This window comes from Agrobacterium sp. CFBP 3001 (assembly GCF_027871605.1).
GTDB classification, from domain to species: Bacteria; Pseudomonadota; Alphaproteobacteria; order Rhizobiales; family Rhizobiaceae; genus Agrobacterium; species Agrobacterium leguminum.
Window position 1 is genome coordinate 40,109 of sequence record NZ_JAQAHD010000008.1, and the last position, 16,916, is coordinate 57,024.

The 16,916-nt window shown below is 60.7% G+C and carries 15 protein-coding genes; 2 read left to right on the forward strand and 13 right to left on the reverse strand.

Annotated elements, in window-relative coordinates; all coding sequences use genetic code 11:
* Positions 1-68: 68 nt before the first annotated feature.
* From serS to PH605_RS12300, 10 genes are all read right to left on the reverse strand, one after another.
* On the reverse strand, positions 69-1,352 hold the full coding sequence (gene serS, locus PH605_RS12255) for a serine--tRNA ligase (protein WP_078053082.1): 1,284 nt from the start codon (positions 1,350-1,352) through the stop codon (positions 69-71).
* A 101-nt stretch (positions 1,353-1,453) separates the two neighbouring features.
* Positions 1,454-2,257 (reverse strand): twin-arginine translocase subunit TatC, encoded by an 804-nt coding sequence (tatC, locus tag PH605_RS12260; RefSeq protein WP_065655994.1) that lies wholly within the window; start codon positions 2,255-2,257, stop codon positions 1,454-1,456.
* A complete protein-coding gene (tatB, locus tag PH605_RS12265; protein WP_125146668.1) occupies positions 2,254-3,021 on the reverse strand; it encodes a Sec-independent protein translocase protein TatB in 768 nt (255 codons plus the stop codon). The genes tatC and tatB overlap by 4 nt, the downstream gene beginning before the upstream one ends.
* Positions 3,022-3,178: 157 nt before the next feature.
* Positions 3,179-3,385, reverse strand: a complete 207-nt coding sequence (locus PH605_RS12270; RefSeq protein ID WP_003509722.1) for a twin-arginine translocase TatA/TatE family subunit — start codon at positions 3,383-3,385, stop codon at positions 3,179-3,181.
* A gap of 128 nt (positions 3,386-3,513) precedes the next feature.
* On the reverse strand, positions 3,514-4,248 hold the full coding sequence (gene scpB, locus PH605_RS12275; RefSeq protein ID WP_121490410.1) for an SMC-Scp complex subunit ScpB: 735 nt from the start codon (positions 4,246-4,248) through the stop codon (positions 3,514-3,516).
* A complete protein-coding gene (locus tag PH605_RS12280) occupies positions 4,238-5,086 on the reverse strand; it encodes a segregation and condensation protein A (RefSeq protein WP_003522723.1) in 849 nt (282 codons plus the stop codon). Before PH605_RS12280 ends, scpB begins: the two co-directional genes overlap by 11 nt.
* Before the next feature lie 58 nt (positions 5,087-5,144).
* A complete protein-coding gene (gene nagZ / locus PH605_RS12285; protein WP_065655997.1) occupies positions 5,145-6,161 on the reverse strand; it encodes a beta-N-acetylhexosaminidase in 1,017 nt (338 codons plus the stop codon).
* Between the two features lie 246 nt (positions 6,162-6,407).
* Positions 6,408-9,434 carry an SPOR domain-containing protein gene (locus PH605_RS12290; RefSeq protein ID WP_142845140.1) on the reverse strand — a complete coding sequence of 1,009 codons (3,027 nt, stop codon included), beginning with the start codon at positions 9,432-9,434 and terminating at the stop codon, positions 6,408-6,410.
* Between the two features lie 66 nt (positions 9,435-9,500).
* On the reverse strand, positions 9,501-11,258 hold the full coding sequence (argS, locus tag PH605_RS12295; RefSeq protein WP_065655999.1) for an arginine--tRNA ligase: 1,758 nt from the start codon (positions 11,256-11,258) through the stop codon (positions 9,501-9,503).
* Positions 11,259-11,333: 75 nt separating this feature from the next.
* Positions 11,334-12,551: a deoxyguanosinetriphosphate triphosphohydrolase gene (locus PH605_RS12300; protein WP_078053126.1), complete on the reverse strand. Its 1,218-nt coding sequence runs from the start codon at positions 12,549-12,551 to the stop codon at positions 11,334-11,336.
* A 215-nt stretch (positions 12,552-12,766) separates the two neighbouring features.
* Between PH605_RS12300 and erpA the strand changes: the two genes are divergently transcribed.
* Together erpA and xth are read left to right on the forward strand one after the other, a co-directional pair.
* Positions 12,767-13,099 (forward strand): iron-sulfur cluster insertion protein ErpA, encoded by a 333-nt coding sequence (gene erpA / locus PH605_RS12305; protein ID WP_065656001.1) that lies wholly within the window; start codon positions 12,767-12,769, stop codon positions 13,097-13,099.
* Between the two features lie 219 nt (positions 13,100-13,318).
* Positions 13,319-14,116, forward strand: a complete 798-nt coding sequence (xth, locus tag PH605_RS12310; RefSeq protein WP_104679411.1) for an exodeoxyribonuclease III — start codon at positions 13,319-13,321, stop codon at positions 14,114-14,116.
* 42 nt (positions 14,117-14,158) lie between these two features.
* On the opposite strand, the gene exoR is transcribed toward xth, so the two are convergent.
* The 3 genes from exoR to PH605_RS12325 form a co-directional block, all read right to left on the reverse strand.
* Positions 14,159-14,953 (reverse strand): exopolysaccharide production regulator ExoR, encoded by a 795-nt coding sequence (gene exoR, locus PH605_RS12315; protein WP_142845139.1) that lies wholly within the window; start codon positions 14,951-14,953, stop codon positions 14,159-14,161.
* The gene (locus PH605_RS12320; RefSeq protein WP_223215637.1) at positions 14,947-15,249 is read right to left on the reverse strand and encodes a hypothetical protein; all 303 of its coding nucleotides are present in this window, start codon (positions 15,247-15,249) and stop codon (positions 14,947-14,949) included. The genes exoR and PH605_RS12320 overlap by 7 nt, the downstream gene beginning before the upstream one ends.
* Before the next feature lie 268 nt (positions 15,250-15,517).
* Positions 15,518-16,807: an outer membrane protein transport protein gene (locus PH605_RS12325; protein ID WP_142845138.1), complete on the reverse strand. Its 1,290-nt coding sequence runs from the start codon at positions 16,805-16,807 to the stop codon at positions 15,518-15,520.
* Positions 16,808-16,916 lie beyond the last annotated feature (109 nt).

Here is a 16,916-nt window from a genome sequence, read left to right on the forward strand (position 1 = left end):
AAGGACTTGGGCTGGCTGGATTCCGGCTCAAGGCCGGAATGACGGCCGCGCCCTTAGCAGACGAACAATCAGGCCGCCTTCTCGATGCGCTTCAGACCGCCCATATAGGGCAGCAGCACGTCTGGAATTGTGACGGAACCGTCCTCGTTCAGATAATTCTCGAGAACCGCGATCAGGCAGCGGCCGACAGCCGTGCCGGAGCCGTTCAGCGTGTGCACGAACTTCGTCGCCTTGTCGTCCTTGCCGCGATAACGCGCATTCATGCGCCGCGCCTGGAAATCGCCGCAGACCGAGCAGGACGAAATTTCGCGATAGGTGTTCTGGCCGGGCAGCCACACTTCCAGATCGTAGGTCTTGCGGGCGCTGAAGCCCATGTCGCCGGTGCAGAGCGTCATGGTGCGGAAATGCAGGCCAAGACGCTTCAGCACTTCCTCGGCGCAGGCCGTCATGCGCTCATGTTCGGCAACGGCGCTTTCCGCATCGGTAATGGAGACGAGTTCGCACTTCCAGAACTGGTGCTGGCGCAGCATGCCGCGCGTGTCGCGGCCGGCCGAGCCCGCTTCCGAACGGAAGGACGGCGTCAGCGCGGTGAAGCGCAGCGGCAGCTTCTCCTGGTCGAGAATTTCGCCGGAGACGAGATTGGTCAGCGTCACTTCCGCCGTCGGGATCAGCCAGCGGCCATCCGTGGTCCTGAACAGGTCCTCGGTAAACTTCGGCAATTGGCCGGTGCCGAACATCGCCTCGTCGCGCACCATCAGCGGCGAGGACACTTCGGTATAACCGTGTTCGCCGGTGTGCAGGTCGATCATGAACTGGCCGAGCGCCCGTTCCAGACGCGCGAGCTGGCTGGTCAGCACGGTAAAACGTGCACCGGAAAGCTTGGCGGCGCGCTCGAAATCCATATAGCCGAGCGCTTCGCCGATATCGAAGTGTTCCCTGGCCTCGTGGTTCCAGCCGGGCTTCTGGCCGACCACACGGGCCACCACATTGTCATGCTCGTCATTGCCGTCGGGCACGTCGTCAAAGGGCATGTTGGGCAGACGCGACAGGGCATCGTTGAGCTCGGCGGTGACCTGACGGTCCTCCTCCTCCGCGCGCGGCATGTTTTCCTTGAGATCGGCGACTTCGGCTTTAAGCTTTTCTGCAAGCTCCATGTTCTTCTGCGCCATGGCGGCGCCGATTTCCTTGGAGGCGGCATTGCGGCGCGACTGCATATCCTGCAGGGACTGGATGACGGAACGGCGCTTTTCATCGAGCGCGATCAGGCCGCTGGCGGCGGGCTCAGCACCTCGGCGCGCAAGCGCCGCATCGAAAGCTTCGGGGTTTTCGCGTATCCATTTAATGTCGTGCATCGTCGTTCCAGACCGTTGTTGCATCGTCGCGTTTTACAGCAAAACGCCGGGCATAAGCCCGGCGCGAGGAAATGTCGTGAGCGGCGAGACCTTCAAGAATGTCAGGTCTCCTCCAGCTCCGTGCTTGCGGATTCTGCCGCACGTTTCCTCTCCACGAGTCGAGCCATGTAGATGGAAATCTCGTAGAGAATGATCGCAGGCAGCGCAAGACCGATCTGGGACATGGGATCCGGCGGCGTCAGCACGGCGGCGACCACGAAGGCGAGGACGATCGCGAACTTACGCTTTTCCCGCAGCCAGTCGCTGGTCAAAAGCCCAACGCGCGCCAGAAGCGTGGTCACGACAGGCAGCTGGAACACCAGACCGAAGGAGAGAACCAGCGTCATGATGAGGCTGAGATATTCCGATACCTTCGGCATCAGCGAAATCGCCACCTCGCCGTCCTCGGGCAATTGCTGCATGGCGAGGAAGAACCACATGACCATGGGCGTGAAGAAGAAATAGACGAGCGCCGCACCGATGAGGAAAAGGATCGGCGACGCGATGAGGAACGGCAGGAAAGCCGCCCGTTCGTTCTTATAGAGACCGGGCGCCACGAATTTATAGAGCTGCGAGGCGACCACCGGAAACGAGATCACCATCGCGCCGAACATGGCGACCTTGATCTGCGTGAAGAAGAATTCCTGCGGCGCGGTGTAGATCAGCGACGATTTCGTGACATCGAGGCCCGCCCACAGAACCGCCCATTTGTAAGGAATGACGAGCAGGTTGAACAGGTGCTTGGCAACGGCGAAACAGGCGATGAAGGCGACGAAGAACGCGCCGAGCGCCCAGATCAGCCGCGTGCGCAACTCCATGAGATGCTCGATAAGCGGCTGCGGCTTGTCCTCGATATCCCCGCTCATGCTTCATCCTTTTTGGGCTTTGCGGCCTTGGTTTTTGCCGTTTTCGCCGGCTTGGTCTCGGCCACAACCGCCTTGTCTGCGGCCGACTTCCTGACGGCCGCCTTTTTGGCGACGGCCTTCACGGTGGGATTGGAAACAGCGGGCTTCGAAACGGCAGGCTCACTGGCTTTCGCGGCGGTTTTCGTCGCCGGGGCGGTTTCGGGCGTTGCCGCTGCGGCCTTGCTGCGGGCGGCGCGTTTGGGCTTGGCGGCAACCGCTTCCGCCTCCACCGTCGCAATCGATTTCGCCCGTGCGCGCTTCGGCTTCTCCTCCGCAGCGACGGCTGCGGCGACCGGCGCGGCGGATGCGGCGACAACAGGCGGCACATCCGGCAGCTTCATCTCCGGCTCGGGCACGCTCACCAGCGGCGCAACCGGCTCGCTTGTGACGGGCGCAGGGGTGGAAGACAGACCGTCCGGCGGGGTGGTCGCCTTCTGCAGATCGGATTTGATCTCATTGCCAAGCTGGCGAAGCGGGTTCATCGCATCGCGCAGCGAGTTGGTGGGGTTGAGATTGCGGACATCGGAGATGGTCTGGCGCACATCGTCCATGTCGGCCTCTTTGAGGGCCTCGTCGAACTGGGTGCGGAAATCCCCCGCCATCTTGCGAAGGCCGGCCATCGTCTTGCCGAAAGCGCGGATCATGGGCGGCAAGTCCTTCGGCCCGACGACCACGATCAACACGACCGCAATCACCAGAAGCTCGCTCCAGCCGATATCTAACATCAATATGCTCCCGAGACCCTAGCGCATCGGCCCCAAAAATCGGAATCGATTTTCGACCGGAACGATGCGCAACATACAAGTGGTAGAGCGTCCTTTTGCGTCCGAAAGAACGCACGACGCTCTAGCGCCAGTCCCACACCAAGCGGCGACAGGCCGCTTACTTGATCTCGTCAGCCTTGTGGTCGACGGTCTTCGTGTTGGCATCGGCCGGCGGCGGCGTCTGGTCTTCGTCAGCCATGCCCTTCTTGAAGCTCTTGATGCCCTTTGCGACATCGCCCATCAATTCCGGGATCTTGCCGCGTCCGAAGAGGACGAGAACGATCACCAGCACGATGAGCCAATGCCACACACTAAAAGAACCCATAACTGAAACTCCTGAATTTCGCTTTCAGACGATGTAAGACGTTTGAAAGGCTTTTTCAAACGACAAATCGTCGCTTCAACAGCGAGTGCGCATAAAGTTTTCGTGGCCCTGCCAACAGGATGGCGATATCAGTCGTCGCCATCACCGCCGCCCGGCGCAAGCAGGCCCAGTTCCTCGAGATCGAGCTGCGTGATCGGGTCTTCGTCCTCACGCAATTCGTCGCTCATCATCGGCAGAGGAACGCCGAAATTGGAGGGAATGCGGCCCGAAAGCAGCCCTGCCCCCTTCAGCTCCTCGAGGCCCGGCAGATCGCGCAATTCCTCAAGGCCGAAATGGTCGAGAAACTCCACCGTGGTGCCGATCGTCACCGGCCTGCCGGGTGTGCGCCTGCGGCCACGGAACCTCACCCAGCCCGCCTCCATCAGCACGTCAAGCGTGCCGCGCGAGGTCTGAACGCCGCGAATTTCCTCGATTTCGGCGCGTGTCACCGGTTGATGATATGCGATAATCGCCAGAACTTCCAGCGCCGCGCGCGACAGCTTCTTCGGCTCCTTTTCCTCGGCGCGGATGACGAAGGAAAGATCGCCGGCTGTGCGAAAAGCCCACTGCCCACCCACCTGCACGAGATTGACGCCCCGCTCCGCATAAAGAACCTTGAGATGCTGCAGAATGGCGACGACATCCATGCCGCGCGGCAGGCGCTCGGCGATGAAGGCCACGGAAACCGGCTCGGACGAGGCAAAGACCAAGGCCTCGGCGATCCGCTCGGCCTCCTTCAACTGGCGCTCGGAAAATACCGTGGGTTCGGGCTCGGCCCCGTCAGCCGCGATGGTGGCCTCGGCGGTCTCATCGTCATTCATCATTGTCAGTCCTTTCGGCATTCACCGCACGGTCGTCTCGTCCACCCTTACGCATATAAATGGGCTGGAAAGCGCCCTCCTGCCGGATTTGCAGCGAGCCCTCGCGCACCAGCTCCAGCGAAGCGGCAAAGGCGCTGGCTATCGCCGTCACCCGCATGGCGGGATCAGGCACATATTGCAGCAGATATTGATCGAGCACGGTCCATTCTCCGACATCGCCGAGGAGATGGGTCAGAAGCTCACGCGCCTCGACAAGCGACCAGACCTGCCGCTTTTCAATCGTGACCTGGGTAATCGCCTGCCGCTGCCGCAGATTGGCATAGGCGCTCAGGAGATCGTAGAGGTTCGCCTCATAGGCCGAGCGGTTGATATGGGGAATATGCTCCGGCGCGCCACGGGCAAAAACATCGCGGCCGAGCTGGGCGCGGTTGACGAGGCGTTCCGCCGCCTCGCGCATCGCCTCCAGGCGTTTCAGCCGGAACGCCAGCGTCGCGGCCATTTCCTCGCCCGAGGGACCGTCATCCTTCGATTGCTGCGGAATGAGGAGCTTGGATTTGAGGAAGGCGAGCCACGCCGCCATCACGAGATAATCGGCCGCAAGCTCGATACGCACGCGGCGCGCGCTTTCCACGAATTGCAGATATTGTTCGGCAAGCGCCAGCACCGAAATGCGCGAAAGATCGACCTTCTGCGTGCGGGCAAGATGCAGCAGCAAATCGAGCGGGCCTTCGAAACCCGCGACATCGATGACCAGCCCGGCCTCGCCCGTCAACCGCTCCGGCGTCACATCCTGCCAGAGCTTGTCCATCGGTGTCGAATTGCGAGACTTGTCTGCGGCCATTGTTCCATCCGCCGGGCGTCCGGCCTGTCGTCCCGAGTAACGGGCCGCCGCCCGACTGTCAGGAAACGGCCCACATGGCGTTGAATTCGGCTCTCAGCTCCGCTTCATCGGAAGGGTCCGCAACGGGGAAACCCGCTTCCACGGCCTGCACCCGTTCCAGCGAACGGCCGGAAAGAACGGGAACCTCCTTCACGACCTGAAGCATTTCACCCATCACACCGTTGCAATGCAAGACTATATCGCAGCCGCCCGCAACAATATTCGCAGCTCTTTCACCGAGCGTGCCCTTCAGCGCATTCATGGAACTGTCGTCGGACATCAGCAGGCCGTCAAATCCGATCCGGCCGCGAATGATTTCCTCGATCACCTTCGGCGAGGTCGTCGCCGGCCGTTCGCGGTCGACGGCGTTGAATACCAGATGCGCGCTCATCGCCATCAATTCGCGGTTCAGCGCCCGGAACGGTACGAAATCATGGGCGTCCAGCTCATCGAGCGGCACATCGACGACCGGCAGTTCATGGTGCGAATCCACCATGCCGCGGCCATGGCCCGGCATATGTTTCATGACAGGCAGCATGCCGCCCGCCTTCAGCCCATCGGCCGCCGCCTGCCCCATCTCGGCCACCATTGTCGGCGTATAGCCATAGGCGCGATTACCGATGACGTTACTGGCGCCCTCCACCGGCACATCGAGCACCGGCAGGCAATCGACATTGATGCCGAATTTCATGAGGTCGAAAGCATGCAGGCGCGACATCAGCCAGGCGGCGCGCAGACCCGCCCCCCGGTCGCGCTCATAGATTTCACCGAGAATACGGGCGTTCGGATAGGCCTGCAGGATCGGCGGCTTGATACGCTGCACGCGCCCGCCCTCCTGATCGATCAGCACCGGCGCATCTGGCCGCCCGACGGCATCACGCATGGCGGCGACGAGATCGGTGATCTGCTGCGGCTCGCCAATATTGCGCCCGAACAGGATGAAGCCCCAGGGCTGCTCATCGCGGTAAAGGGCAATCTCGTCGGCAGTCAGCGAAAGCCCGCTGCATCCGAGGATCATAGCTTTGCAATCGGTCATGGTGTCACGCTCGCAGGAAATGGAATGGGAAATGGCCTTGTACCGAAAGGCGTGGGGAGGAGTGTCAAACTCTCCGCCGTCATGCTCGGGCCTGTCCCGAGCATCTGCAACCGACCGGCTGGCGAAACGTTGCAGATCCTCGGCACAAGGCCGAGGATGACGTCGCGTGTGGGGAAAACCCTTCCCCACCCAAAGAAGGGTTGCCTTAGACGGCAACCCCAATCTTACAAGCCCTATTGGCCTCTATCACCGCGCCACGAGGCAGCTACCGCCGGCCGAGCGGAACTTTTCGCACAGCGCCACGGCTTCGTTCTTGTCGCCCGCCGGGATGCGGACGCGGTAGAACGTGCCCTTGCCGGCGATTTCGGCGGCCTTGATGTCGACGCCGCGTCCACCGATGACCGAGCCGAACTTGGCCGACATGTTCTGGTAGGACTTCTGGGCTTCCGCCTGGCTCGGCAGCGAGGCGATCTGGATGTAGTAACCACCGGCGGAAGGCGTGCTGGTGGCCGCAGGCGTTGCGGCTGCCGTCTGCTGCTGCGCGGCCTGCTGCTGCGCAGGAGCAGTTGCCGCCGGGCGGACATTGCCCTGGTTGGTCACCGTTGCCACCACATTGGCGGGCTGCGAGGACGGACGCGCCGCAGGAAGCGGTGCTGCCGACTGCGCTGCCGGCTTGGCGGCGGCGGCAGGCGTATTTGCCTGGGGCTGAGCCTGTTCCGGCGCAACCGGAACCCGCGATGCGGCGATGACGGCGGGAGCGCCCTCACCCGGCTTTGCGGTCTGCGGTGCTGCAAGCTCCTCGACCTTGTCGGCCTTCGGCGGCTGGGCTGCCGGCACCTCGACTTCCTGGGCAACCAGCGTGCCGTCAGGCTTGACGATCATGGTGCGGACCTTGCGCGGCGAAACGCCGGTTGCAGCCGAACCTTCGGTCTGTGCGGCCTTTTCTTCCGGCGAAAGCAGGCGCGGATCTTCCGTTTCGCCAACCGGCGTGCTGGCGGCTTCCACATCCGCGTCGTTTTCGCCTTCCAGCGGCAACTGTTCGGGGATCAGCGTGCGCTGAACCACATCCACCGGCTGCTCGTTGCTGGAAATCAGCGCCGGCTGCTTCGGATCGGCGGCGCTGCCGCCGGCCACGCGGTCATAAACCGCCTTGTCCTGGTTCGGCACAACGCGACCGCCCGGATTTTCCGGAACGACCTTCATCGGATCGTTATCGGCGGAGATGATGACCGGCGCGCCATTGGAACCCGTGCTGGACGAACCGCCGGAGACCAGCGCGTAAACGCCGCCACCGATCAGCACCAGACCGATTGCAGCGGCAACCGGCATGATCCAGCGGCGACCGCCGCGTTCATCTTCCTCACGATAGGCCGCCTGATGGTCGACATAGGTGTTTTCGGCATCGCGCTGGGCGCTGCCACGGGAAGCCGCAGCCTCCTGCATGGAGCGGCGGAAATCCTCTTCCAGCGCCCGTTCGAATTCATCGGCCTCTTCCGGAGCCTGCGCGGGACGCACCTGGGCGGCGCCACGGTTTTCCGCGTGCTTATGACGGTCGAGACCGCCGGCAACCGCAGGCGCAAACAGCGTCGCAAGCTCGGTATCGATATCGAGATCTTCCTCGTGGCGGCGCGCGGTCGGCTTGGGTTCGAAAACCCCGACCGGCAGTTCCGGCACGTCCATCTCGATGATGTTTTCCGGATGCTCTTCCGTCTCGCCGATCTGCGAAGGATCGAAAGGCAGGCTTTCCAGCGTCTGCGGCGCGGCCGGCTGCGGTGCTGCGGCGGCCGGACGCGGCTGAACCGCAGCAGCGGCCACGGGTGCGACAACGGCAACGGGAGCCGGGCGCGGCTGAGGTGCTGGCTGTTCCCTCACCGGCTGCGGCGCAACGGCAGCAGCGGCAACCGGAGCGGCTGGCGGCTGACGAACGGGCTGCGGTGCGGGCGCAGGCGCAACTTCCGCCTCGGCAATTTCAGACAGGTCCAGATCAAGATCGAGATCGTCGAGCGCAAGCTCGAAATCATCATCGTTGAAGCCGGCGAAATCCGTGAAATCAAGTTCTTCAGCGGGTGCTGCGGGCGCGGCAGCGACAATCGGCGCTGCCTTCACCGGCGCGGCGGCAACCACGGGCGGCTCCACCTTCGCGGCCTGCGCAGCGGGAACGTCCTGCACCAGCGGTGTTTCGCCGCGACCGGGAATGGAATATTTCGCGACGTCGTAAATCAGCTCGTCCATCGGCGAGAGATGTTTCGCTACCGGCTTCCCGGCAGCCTCGAACGCCAGAGGCTCTGCGGCAGGCGCAAAGGTCTCGGCGACCGGAGGCATAAAGGACGGCGCGGTCTCTTCCGCCTGCACAACGGCAGGCGCGGCTTCGACCTGCGGCTCGATACGGGCTGCGGCAGGCTGCTGCTCGGAACGCGATTCGACCCGCTTCGGATCGGCGGCCGAAACATCCCGGCGCGCGCCGAAGTTGGCGAGCGGCAGCCGCAGGCTGGAAAATTCCAGCGAAGAACGGCCGCCATGCGATGGCGGACGCACGGAAACCGGTGCGGGCGCCTCCTCGGCGACAGCTATTTCCACCTCATCGGCGAGATCGAAAGCCTGCGGCTCCGGCGCATAGGAATGAACATCGGCGTGAATGTTGCTCGAAACATCGGCCGGAAGCTCCGGCATCGTGTGCCATTCCGGCTCTGCGGGTTCTGCGGCCTGCGGTTCTTCCCATGCCACCTGCTGGGCGACGGGCTGGTAAACCATCGGCTCGGCGGGACGCGACTGGCGCGAATGCACATCGAAAACTTCCGCCACCGCGGAGGCATCGTCGCGGAAATCCGCACGAATGTCCTGCGTGGTCGTTTCGACGTAGTTGTGAATATAGGCCTGATCGACTTCCGGAAGCGGCTCTTCCCTCACCTCCGGTGTGGATGCGGCCACCGGCGCGGGTTCATCCGCCGGCGCAAGCTCGGGCTCGCGGCGGGCGAAAACCGATTCGACACGCTGCATGAAATCTTTGGGGTGGATGCCCGCACGGACATCGTTTGCCGGATCAAGAACGACCGGATCGGCGTGCGGTGCGTCGTAAACCTCGAATTCCCTCAGAAGCTCATCTTCGAGATTGAATTCGGGTTCGCGGCGGGTCCCCGATGGCTGAGCCTCGGAACCCGCATGCGAAGGACGATCTTCGAAGCCGACGATACGGGCCAGTTCTGCCAGAGGATCGTTGTCAGCGAACCCTTCGGACCGGGCGTCCCGGTTATACGCGACATTTTTTTCGACCATTACGTGTTCCACCATCTACGCATTGCAGCTCTTGCCAGCGTATTGTGAGCAAATAATGGTGATATGTTATCGCATTTCAGCAGGTGCGTCCGCTCCTAAAAGCGTAAGGCCGGACCTCAAAACATTTGCGACAGCATTCACCAGCCCAAGTCTGGCAATGCTCAATTCTCGGTTTTTATCGTTAATAAAACGTAATTCCGGCTGGTCTTTACCCTTGTTCCAGTGTCCATGGAAGGAACTGGCGAGATCGTAGAGGTAAAAAGCAAGCCGGTGCGGCTCATGCGAAAGGGCCGCCGATTCGATCAGCCGCGGATATTCCGCAAGCTTTGCAACCAGCTGCAACTCATTGATATCGCTAATCAAAGCAACAGAAGCCGCCATCTCCTCAGCCGAAGGAGAAAGCCCCGGAAACGCTTCCTGCGCCTGCCGGAAGATCGACATGGAACGGGCATGCGCGTATTGCACGTAAAAAACCGGATTATCCTTAGATTGTTCGGTCACTTTCGCGAAATCGAAGTCCAGCGGCTCGGAATTCTTCCGATAAAGCATCATGAATCGCACCGGATCGCGACCCACTTCGTCGACAACATCGCGCAGCGTGACGAAGTCGCCGGAGCGCTTCGACATCTTCACCGGCTCGCCGTCACGGAACAGCTTGACGAGCTGGCACAGAAGCACCGTCAGTTTCGACTTGCCTTCGGAGACGGCGCGCGCAACCGCTTCCAGCCGCTTCACGTAACCGCCATGGTCGGCGCCGAGCACATAGATCATCTCGGAGAAACCACGGTCGAACTTGTTCTTGAAATAAGCGACGTCGGCGGCGAAATAGGTGTAGGAACCGTCCGACTTCATCAGCGCACGGTCCATGTCGTCGCCCACCTCGGTGGAGCGGAACAGCGTCTGTTCGCGGTCTTCCCAGTCTTCCGGCAATTCGCCCTTCGGCGGCGGCAGGGTGCCCTTGTAGACATGGCCCTTGAAGGTGAGATCGTTGATGGCCGAGAGGATCGGACCGCCATTGCCCTCATGCAGCGTGCGCTCCGAGAAGAACACGTCGTGCCGGACGTTGAGCAGCGCCAGATCCTCGCGGATCATCGCCATCATCGCGTCGATCGCCTTGTCCTTGACGATCGGCATCCACTTTTCCTCGGGCATGGCGCGCAGCTTGATGCCATATTCATCCGCCAGCGCCTGGCCGACGGGAACGAGATAGTCGCCGGGGTAAAGGCCGGACGGAATGGTGCCAATATCTTCCCCGAGCGCCTCGCGGTAACGCAGGAATACCGAACGGGCCAGCACATCGATCTGCGAGCCGGCATCGTTGATGTAATATTCCTTGGTAACGCCATAACCGGCAAAAGCAAGCAGGTTCGCCAGCGTGTCGCCGACGACGGCGCCACGGCAATGGCCGACATGCATTGGGCCTGTCGGATTGGCGGAAACATATTCGACGTTGATCTTCTGGCCCGCACCGATGGTCGAGCGGCCGAAATCGACGCCCTGCGCGATCATGTCGGCGAGAAGACGCTGCCAGTAACCGACCGAAACCTTGAGATTGATGAAGCCGGGACCCGCGACATTGACGCTGTCCACATCGCCATCGGCCTGAAGAGCCGGCACGATGAGTTCGGCAAGCGCGCGCGGATTGGTGCCGAGCGGCTTCGCCAGCACCATGGCGGCATTGGTTGCGACATCGCCGTGGCTCAGATCGCGCGGGGATTCGACGGTAATTCGACTGAAATCGACCTTTTCGCGGTTCTCTTTCACGAGATCGAGGGTCTCGAGCGCGTTTTTGATCCTGGTATCGAAATCAGCAAAAATGTTCATCGTTCCAACCTGCGCGAAGGGCTTCTGTTTATATCCGGCCTTTTAACCGGGTCGGCTTCGCGATCGCCCGCTGCCCTATCTCAAATCGGGGGTGTGGTCAAACAGCCGCTGGTGGGCGCGCAGTGCATAACTGTCGGTCATGCCGGCCAGATAGTCGCCTACATGCCGGGCTTTTGCGGCCACGCTCATGCCGGAAATGCTGTCCACCCAGTAGTGGCTCTGCATTTCCGCCGGCGTTTCCATATAACGGTGGAAAAGATCGGTGACGATCTGTGTCGCGCCGGCGCGGATGCGCATGATTTCCGGATGCCGGTAGATATGGCCGAACAGCAGTTTCTTGATCTGCCGGTCGGTCTCGGCCATTTCCGGCGAGAAGGTCGCGACGGTGAAATCGGCAGCGCGGATATCCGCCGCACTCTTCGGCTTCAGACGGGCGAGATTCTGCTGCGCAACGCCGATCACGTCTTCCACCATATGGGTGATCTGCCGACGCATGATCTCATTGGCGAAACGCTCCTTGTCGAGCACGGGATATTTCGCCCGCACCTCGGCCATCAGGCCGCCGAGGAACGGCACCTCCTCCAGCATCTCGAAGGTGAGATAACCGGCGCGCAACCCGTCATCGATGTCGTGGGTATTATAGGCGATGTCATCGGCAATCGCCGCCACCTGCGCCTCGAGGCTGGCATAGCTGCCGATTTCCAGATCCTGCAGCTCGCAATATTCGAGAATGGGCAGCGGAACCGGCCCCTTTATCCCCTCGCCCCTGGCATTCACCAGCGGTCCATTGTGCTTGACCAGCCCTTCGAGCGTTTCCCAGGTCAGGTTGATGCCGTCATATTCGGCGTAACGCCGCTCAAGCTTGGTGACGATACGCAGCGACTGGGCGTTATGATCAAAGCCGCCATAGGGCAGCAGCACCGCATCCAGCGCATCCTCGCCGGTATGCCCGAAAGGCGTGTGGCCGAAATCATGCACCAGCGCGACGCCTTCGGCCAGATCCTCGTCCAGCTTCAGCGCGCGGGCGAGCGCCCGGGCAATCTGCGCCACCTCGATGGTGTGGGTAAGCCGCGTGCGATAATGGTCGCCATCAGGGCTGATGAACACCTGCGTCTTGTGCTTCAGGCGGCGAAAGGCTGTCGTGTGGACGATGCGGTCGCGGTCGCGCTGGAACTCCGAGCGCGTCAGGCTTCCGGTTTCGGGAAAAAGACGCCCGCGCGTGGTCCATGGATCCGAGGCGAAAACCGCCCTCTCGCCGCTTCCGAAACCCAATGCGCGCTGGTCTATGATCATGCATCCACCTGTTGTCTTCTCCAGCCGGGACTTCCTTTTGGTCTCGGCCATTGACCTTTTCATTCACCCTTCATACCTATCGCAGAGGTCGGCGCAAAGCATCATCGCCGCGCAGACCGCCTTCACACAGGCTATAGACCGTTAATTTGACCGGTTTATAATGGTGACAACGAGATTATTGCTCTCCGGTTCTTGACCCCGGCAGGAGAAACGACATGGAAAACAGCGACATTACCCTTTCTGAAGCTGCGGCAAAGCGAATCGCCCAGATCGTCGCGGCCGAAACCGGCAAACAGGCGCTGCGCGTCTCGGTGGAAGGCGGCGGCTGCTCGGGCTTCTCCTACAAGTTCGATCTGGCCGAAGACAAAGCCGATGACGACATCGTGATCGCCCGCGGCGACGCCAAGGTGCTGATCGACAGCCTGTCGGTCGTCTATATGGCCGGCTCGGAAATCGACTTCGTCGATAATCTGCTTGGGCAGTCGTTCCAGATCAAGAACCCGAATGCCGTGGCAAGCTGTGGCTGTGGTACGAGCTTTTCTATTTGAGTGGGAAATACCGGCGCGCAATCCGCACGCCAGCCACCAAACTTTGAAGTAACTCGCATCTCTCTCCTCATTCCTGTGCTTGTCATAGGAATGAGGGAGGAGAAACGCAGCGACCCCGCCCGCCGGCGTCTTTCCACGACATCCTCACCACCAATTTCCAAAAACGGTAGCAATCGCTTTTGCATCGGGTAAAAGTACCCCCGCAAAAGGGAAACTCCGATGAAGATTGCCACCTGGAACATCAACGGCGTCAAGGCGCGTATCGAAAACCTCTGCCAGTGGCTGAAGGATTCGTCGCCCGATATCGTCTGCCTTCAGGAAATCAAATCCGTCGACGAGGGTTTCCCCCGGCTGGAGCTGGAGGCGCTCGGCTATCACGTCGAGACCCATGGCCAGAAGGGCTTCAACGGCGTCGCGCTGCTCTCGAAGGTCAAGCCCGACGAGGTCAATCGCGGCCTGCCCGGTGACGATGCCGATGAACAGGCGCGTTTCATCGAAGGCGTGTTTTCCGTCGATGGCGGCGCGATCCGCGTCTGCTCGCTTTACCTGCCGAACGGCAATCCGCCGGACGATCCGGTGAAATATCCCTATAAGCTTGCCTGGATGGAACGGCTGCGGCATTTTGCCGAAGATCGCCTTGCGCTCGAGGAGCCGCTGATCCTCGCGGGCGACTACAACGTCATTCCCGAGCCCTTCGATTGCCACGACCCACGCGTGTGGGAAGGCGACGCATTGTTCCTGCCGAAAACACGTGCGGCCTTCCGCAAGCTGGAGAATCTGGGTTTCACCGATGCCGCGCGTGCGACGACGGATGAAGCAGGACTTTATTCCTTCTGGGATTATCAGGCCGGGGCATGGCCGAAAAACAATGGCATCCGCATCGATCATCTGATGCTGTCAGCGGAAGCGGCCGACAGGCTGCAATCCGTCAGCATCGAAAAACATGTGCGAGCCTGGGAAAAACCGTCCGACCATGTGCCGGTCTGCGGTTATTTCGATTTCAGTCCGATCGGCTGAGCCACTCCTGGCGGGTGGATAAAACCACCCCTATCAGCACCCTCAATCCGGATCGTTGAACTGCATGTTCTGCGCCAGGGCGATAGCGGCGCGGCGATCGTTCTCACCGGCGAGCGAAAAAGCCTGCTCCTGCAGGTTCTGTATCCAGGTGCAGTCCGCTGCCGTGCACTTGTCGAGCGCCGCCGTCATGAATGCCAGCCCCTGCGTCGTCTGGCCTTCCTGGAAGATCAGGTTGCCGAAAATCGACATGGCGCCGGCATGGCCGTGCTTGCGGGCCTGGTTGAGCCACTTCTTGGCCTGCTGCACATCGGCGCGGCCGCCCTCGCCGGCGAGAATCATCTCAGCCAGACGGAACTGCGCCTCAGCGACGCCAAAGGTGGAAGCAACCTGGAAATAAAGCTGGCGGGCCTGCGACAGGTCCATCTTCACCGGGCTGCCGGGAATGCCGTGACGGTAATAATCCGCAAGGGAAAGCAGCGCGTTGACGAAAAAGCCGGTATCTTCCGAACCCGGCTCCACGCCCTGGCTGGCGATTTCGCTGTAGATCTTGAAAGCTTCGAAGTCGTTCTTGGCGACGCCATCGCCATAGGCATACATATTGGCAAGCGCCCAGCGCGAGCCGGTATGGCCCTTTTCAGCCGCGTAGCGATAGGCCTCGACGGCTTCGCCCTTGTTGCCGTTCTTGTAGGCCTTGAAGCCGAACTTGAACAGGTCGAAGGGGCCGGATTCCTTGGTCACGCCCGCATTGATGTCAAAAGCCGCAGCAGGCATTGCGAGCGACGCAAGCAACATGCCCATAAGGAGCGGCTTTAAAACGTTGGCTTCACATTTCAGCATTTCAGCGAACTTCTCTCAACTCTTCCCGGCATATAGCCAATACTTGCGGAATACTGCAAAGCCGAACCCCGCCGGGTCGCGATTTTTCGAACACACTGCGTCTTTCCGGCAGCACTTTCCAGCGCACCACCGGTGGTCTTTTGCGGCAATTGCCCTAATTTTCCAGTGAGACAGATATAGGCATAATTTCCGGCAACATAACGGCATTCCGTCATCCGCCGGTCAGCGCCAGACAAGAAAGCCGGGCGAAATTCCCGTATTACTTGCTTAAACGCTGAATCCAAACCCGTTTTCACTTTCTGCAACTCCGCAGGCCCACATCAAACGCCTGCATGTTCTTTCATTCCCGCGCCTTTAAACATAAGCCAAGCACCCTGTTTGTGGCGGGAAATGGACAGATATGCTCACATTCCAACGCGCCCACACGCTTGCAGAAAAGTGTTGCCAAATCGTCACAAAACTTTCGGGCTAGAAAATTTTATCGAGCAGGAATCATAGTCGCGCATGAAAAAAGGCCCGGTTGGTAAACCGGACCTTTATTTTAGCATCTACGGAAGGATGATGTCAGAACTTGACCTTCACACCGGTCGAGATGGCTGCGACGAGGTCGTTGCCGAAGTCGTAGCCCGCCTCGTTGCCGCAGGTGAAGCCTGCACCGCACGGTCCGCCATTGATGGACGAGCTACCGGAGGTCAGGAGGCCGAGAGCGCCGGCAATCTTGAACTCGATGTTCTTGTTCGGGGAGTAGACGATCTGCGTGCCCAGTGTCCAGGTGTCGGTCTGGGTGCCGATGACAGTCGACGTACCGCGATCCCAGGTCAGGCTCACAGCACCGCTCCACTGTTCGTTGAACTTGTGACCGACGCCACCCGAAATCGTCCAGCCGTCGCGATAAAACAGGTCAAGCGTGTTGAGCGTGTCAGCTCCGCTCGGAACGCACGGCGACGTGCCGACCGCGCAGAAAGGAATGACCTGAATCTGGCTCCAGTCCGTCCACTTCACCGAACCGAAAGCAAGCCAGTCCGGCGCGATACCGGATTGCACCTTGAGTTCGATACTGTCAGGCATGGAAACAGAGCCATAGATTGGCACGAGCTTGCCACCGTATTTCGCAAGCGTCGGAGAAATGGAGGGCGGCGTCTGCGGGATCGCCCTGACGTCGGCGAAACCGGTCAGGTCGTGATCGACGGCGCTGTTGTAAACGAGGCTCGCACGGAAGGCGATCTCGGGAATCTCATAGGCCATGCCGACGCGCCAGCCCCAGCCGTCACCTTCCATCTCAAGTTTGCCAACGCCGCTGAAGCTGGACCAGGCCGGATTGAGGCCCAGAACGGCCGGCCCGAGAACCTGACGGTATTTATAACCGCTGAGTTCCTGATAGAAACCACCGCCTATAATCGAGAAGTCGCCTTTGCCAAGATCGAACTTCACCCGGCAGGTAGTAGCGTAATTGTGCGACTTGACCTTGGTTTCGATATTGTAGCTCGATCCCTGCCAGATACCGGGATTGAGATGCGCGCCCCAGGGCTGCGAATAGTCGAACATGCAGTCGCCGAAATCACCGATTGCCGCTTTGGCGCCGATCCGGGTCGACCAGAAGTTTTCAGAGTCATCTGCGCTCCTTGACCAGGCCGCAGGCAGCGGGCCGCTCTTCAGCGGATTGTCCCGCGCATTTTCCACCTTGCGCTGCGGCGCGACGAAGGTTGCAGAACTGTCGAGAACATAATCGGACGGATCGAACAGCAGGTCGATATTGTAACCGCCGCGCTCAAGGCCGCCAGCCAATGAGGGCGTTACCGCCGCGATGCTGACTGCGAAACATACCGCGCCGCGAAAAATTGCAGTTTTTGCCATCTCTCTCCCCAATCAAGGCAATGTGATCATCAAAAGAGTGAAGCGCTTCGCAGCAAATGACAATCTGCCGCACTCTGGCACAGTTCTGCGACACTTCTCCATTTTTTAC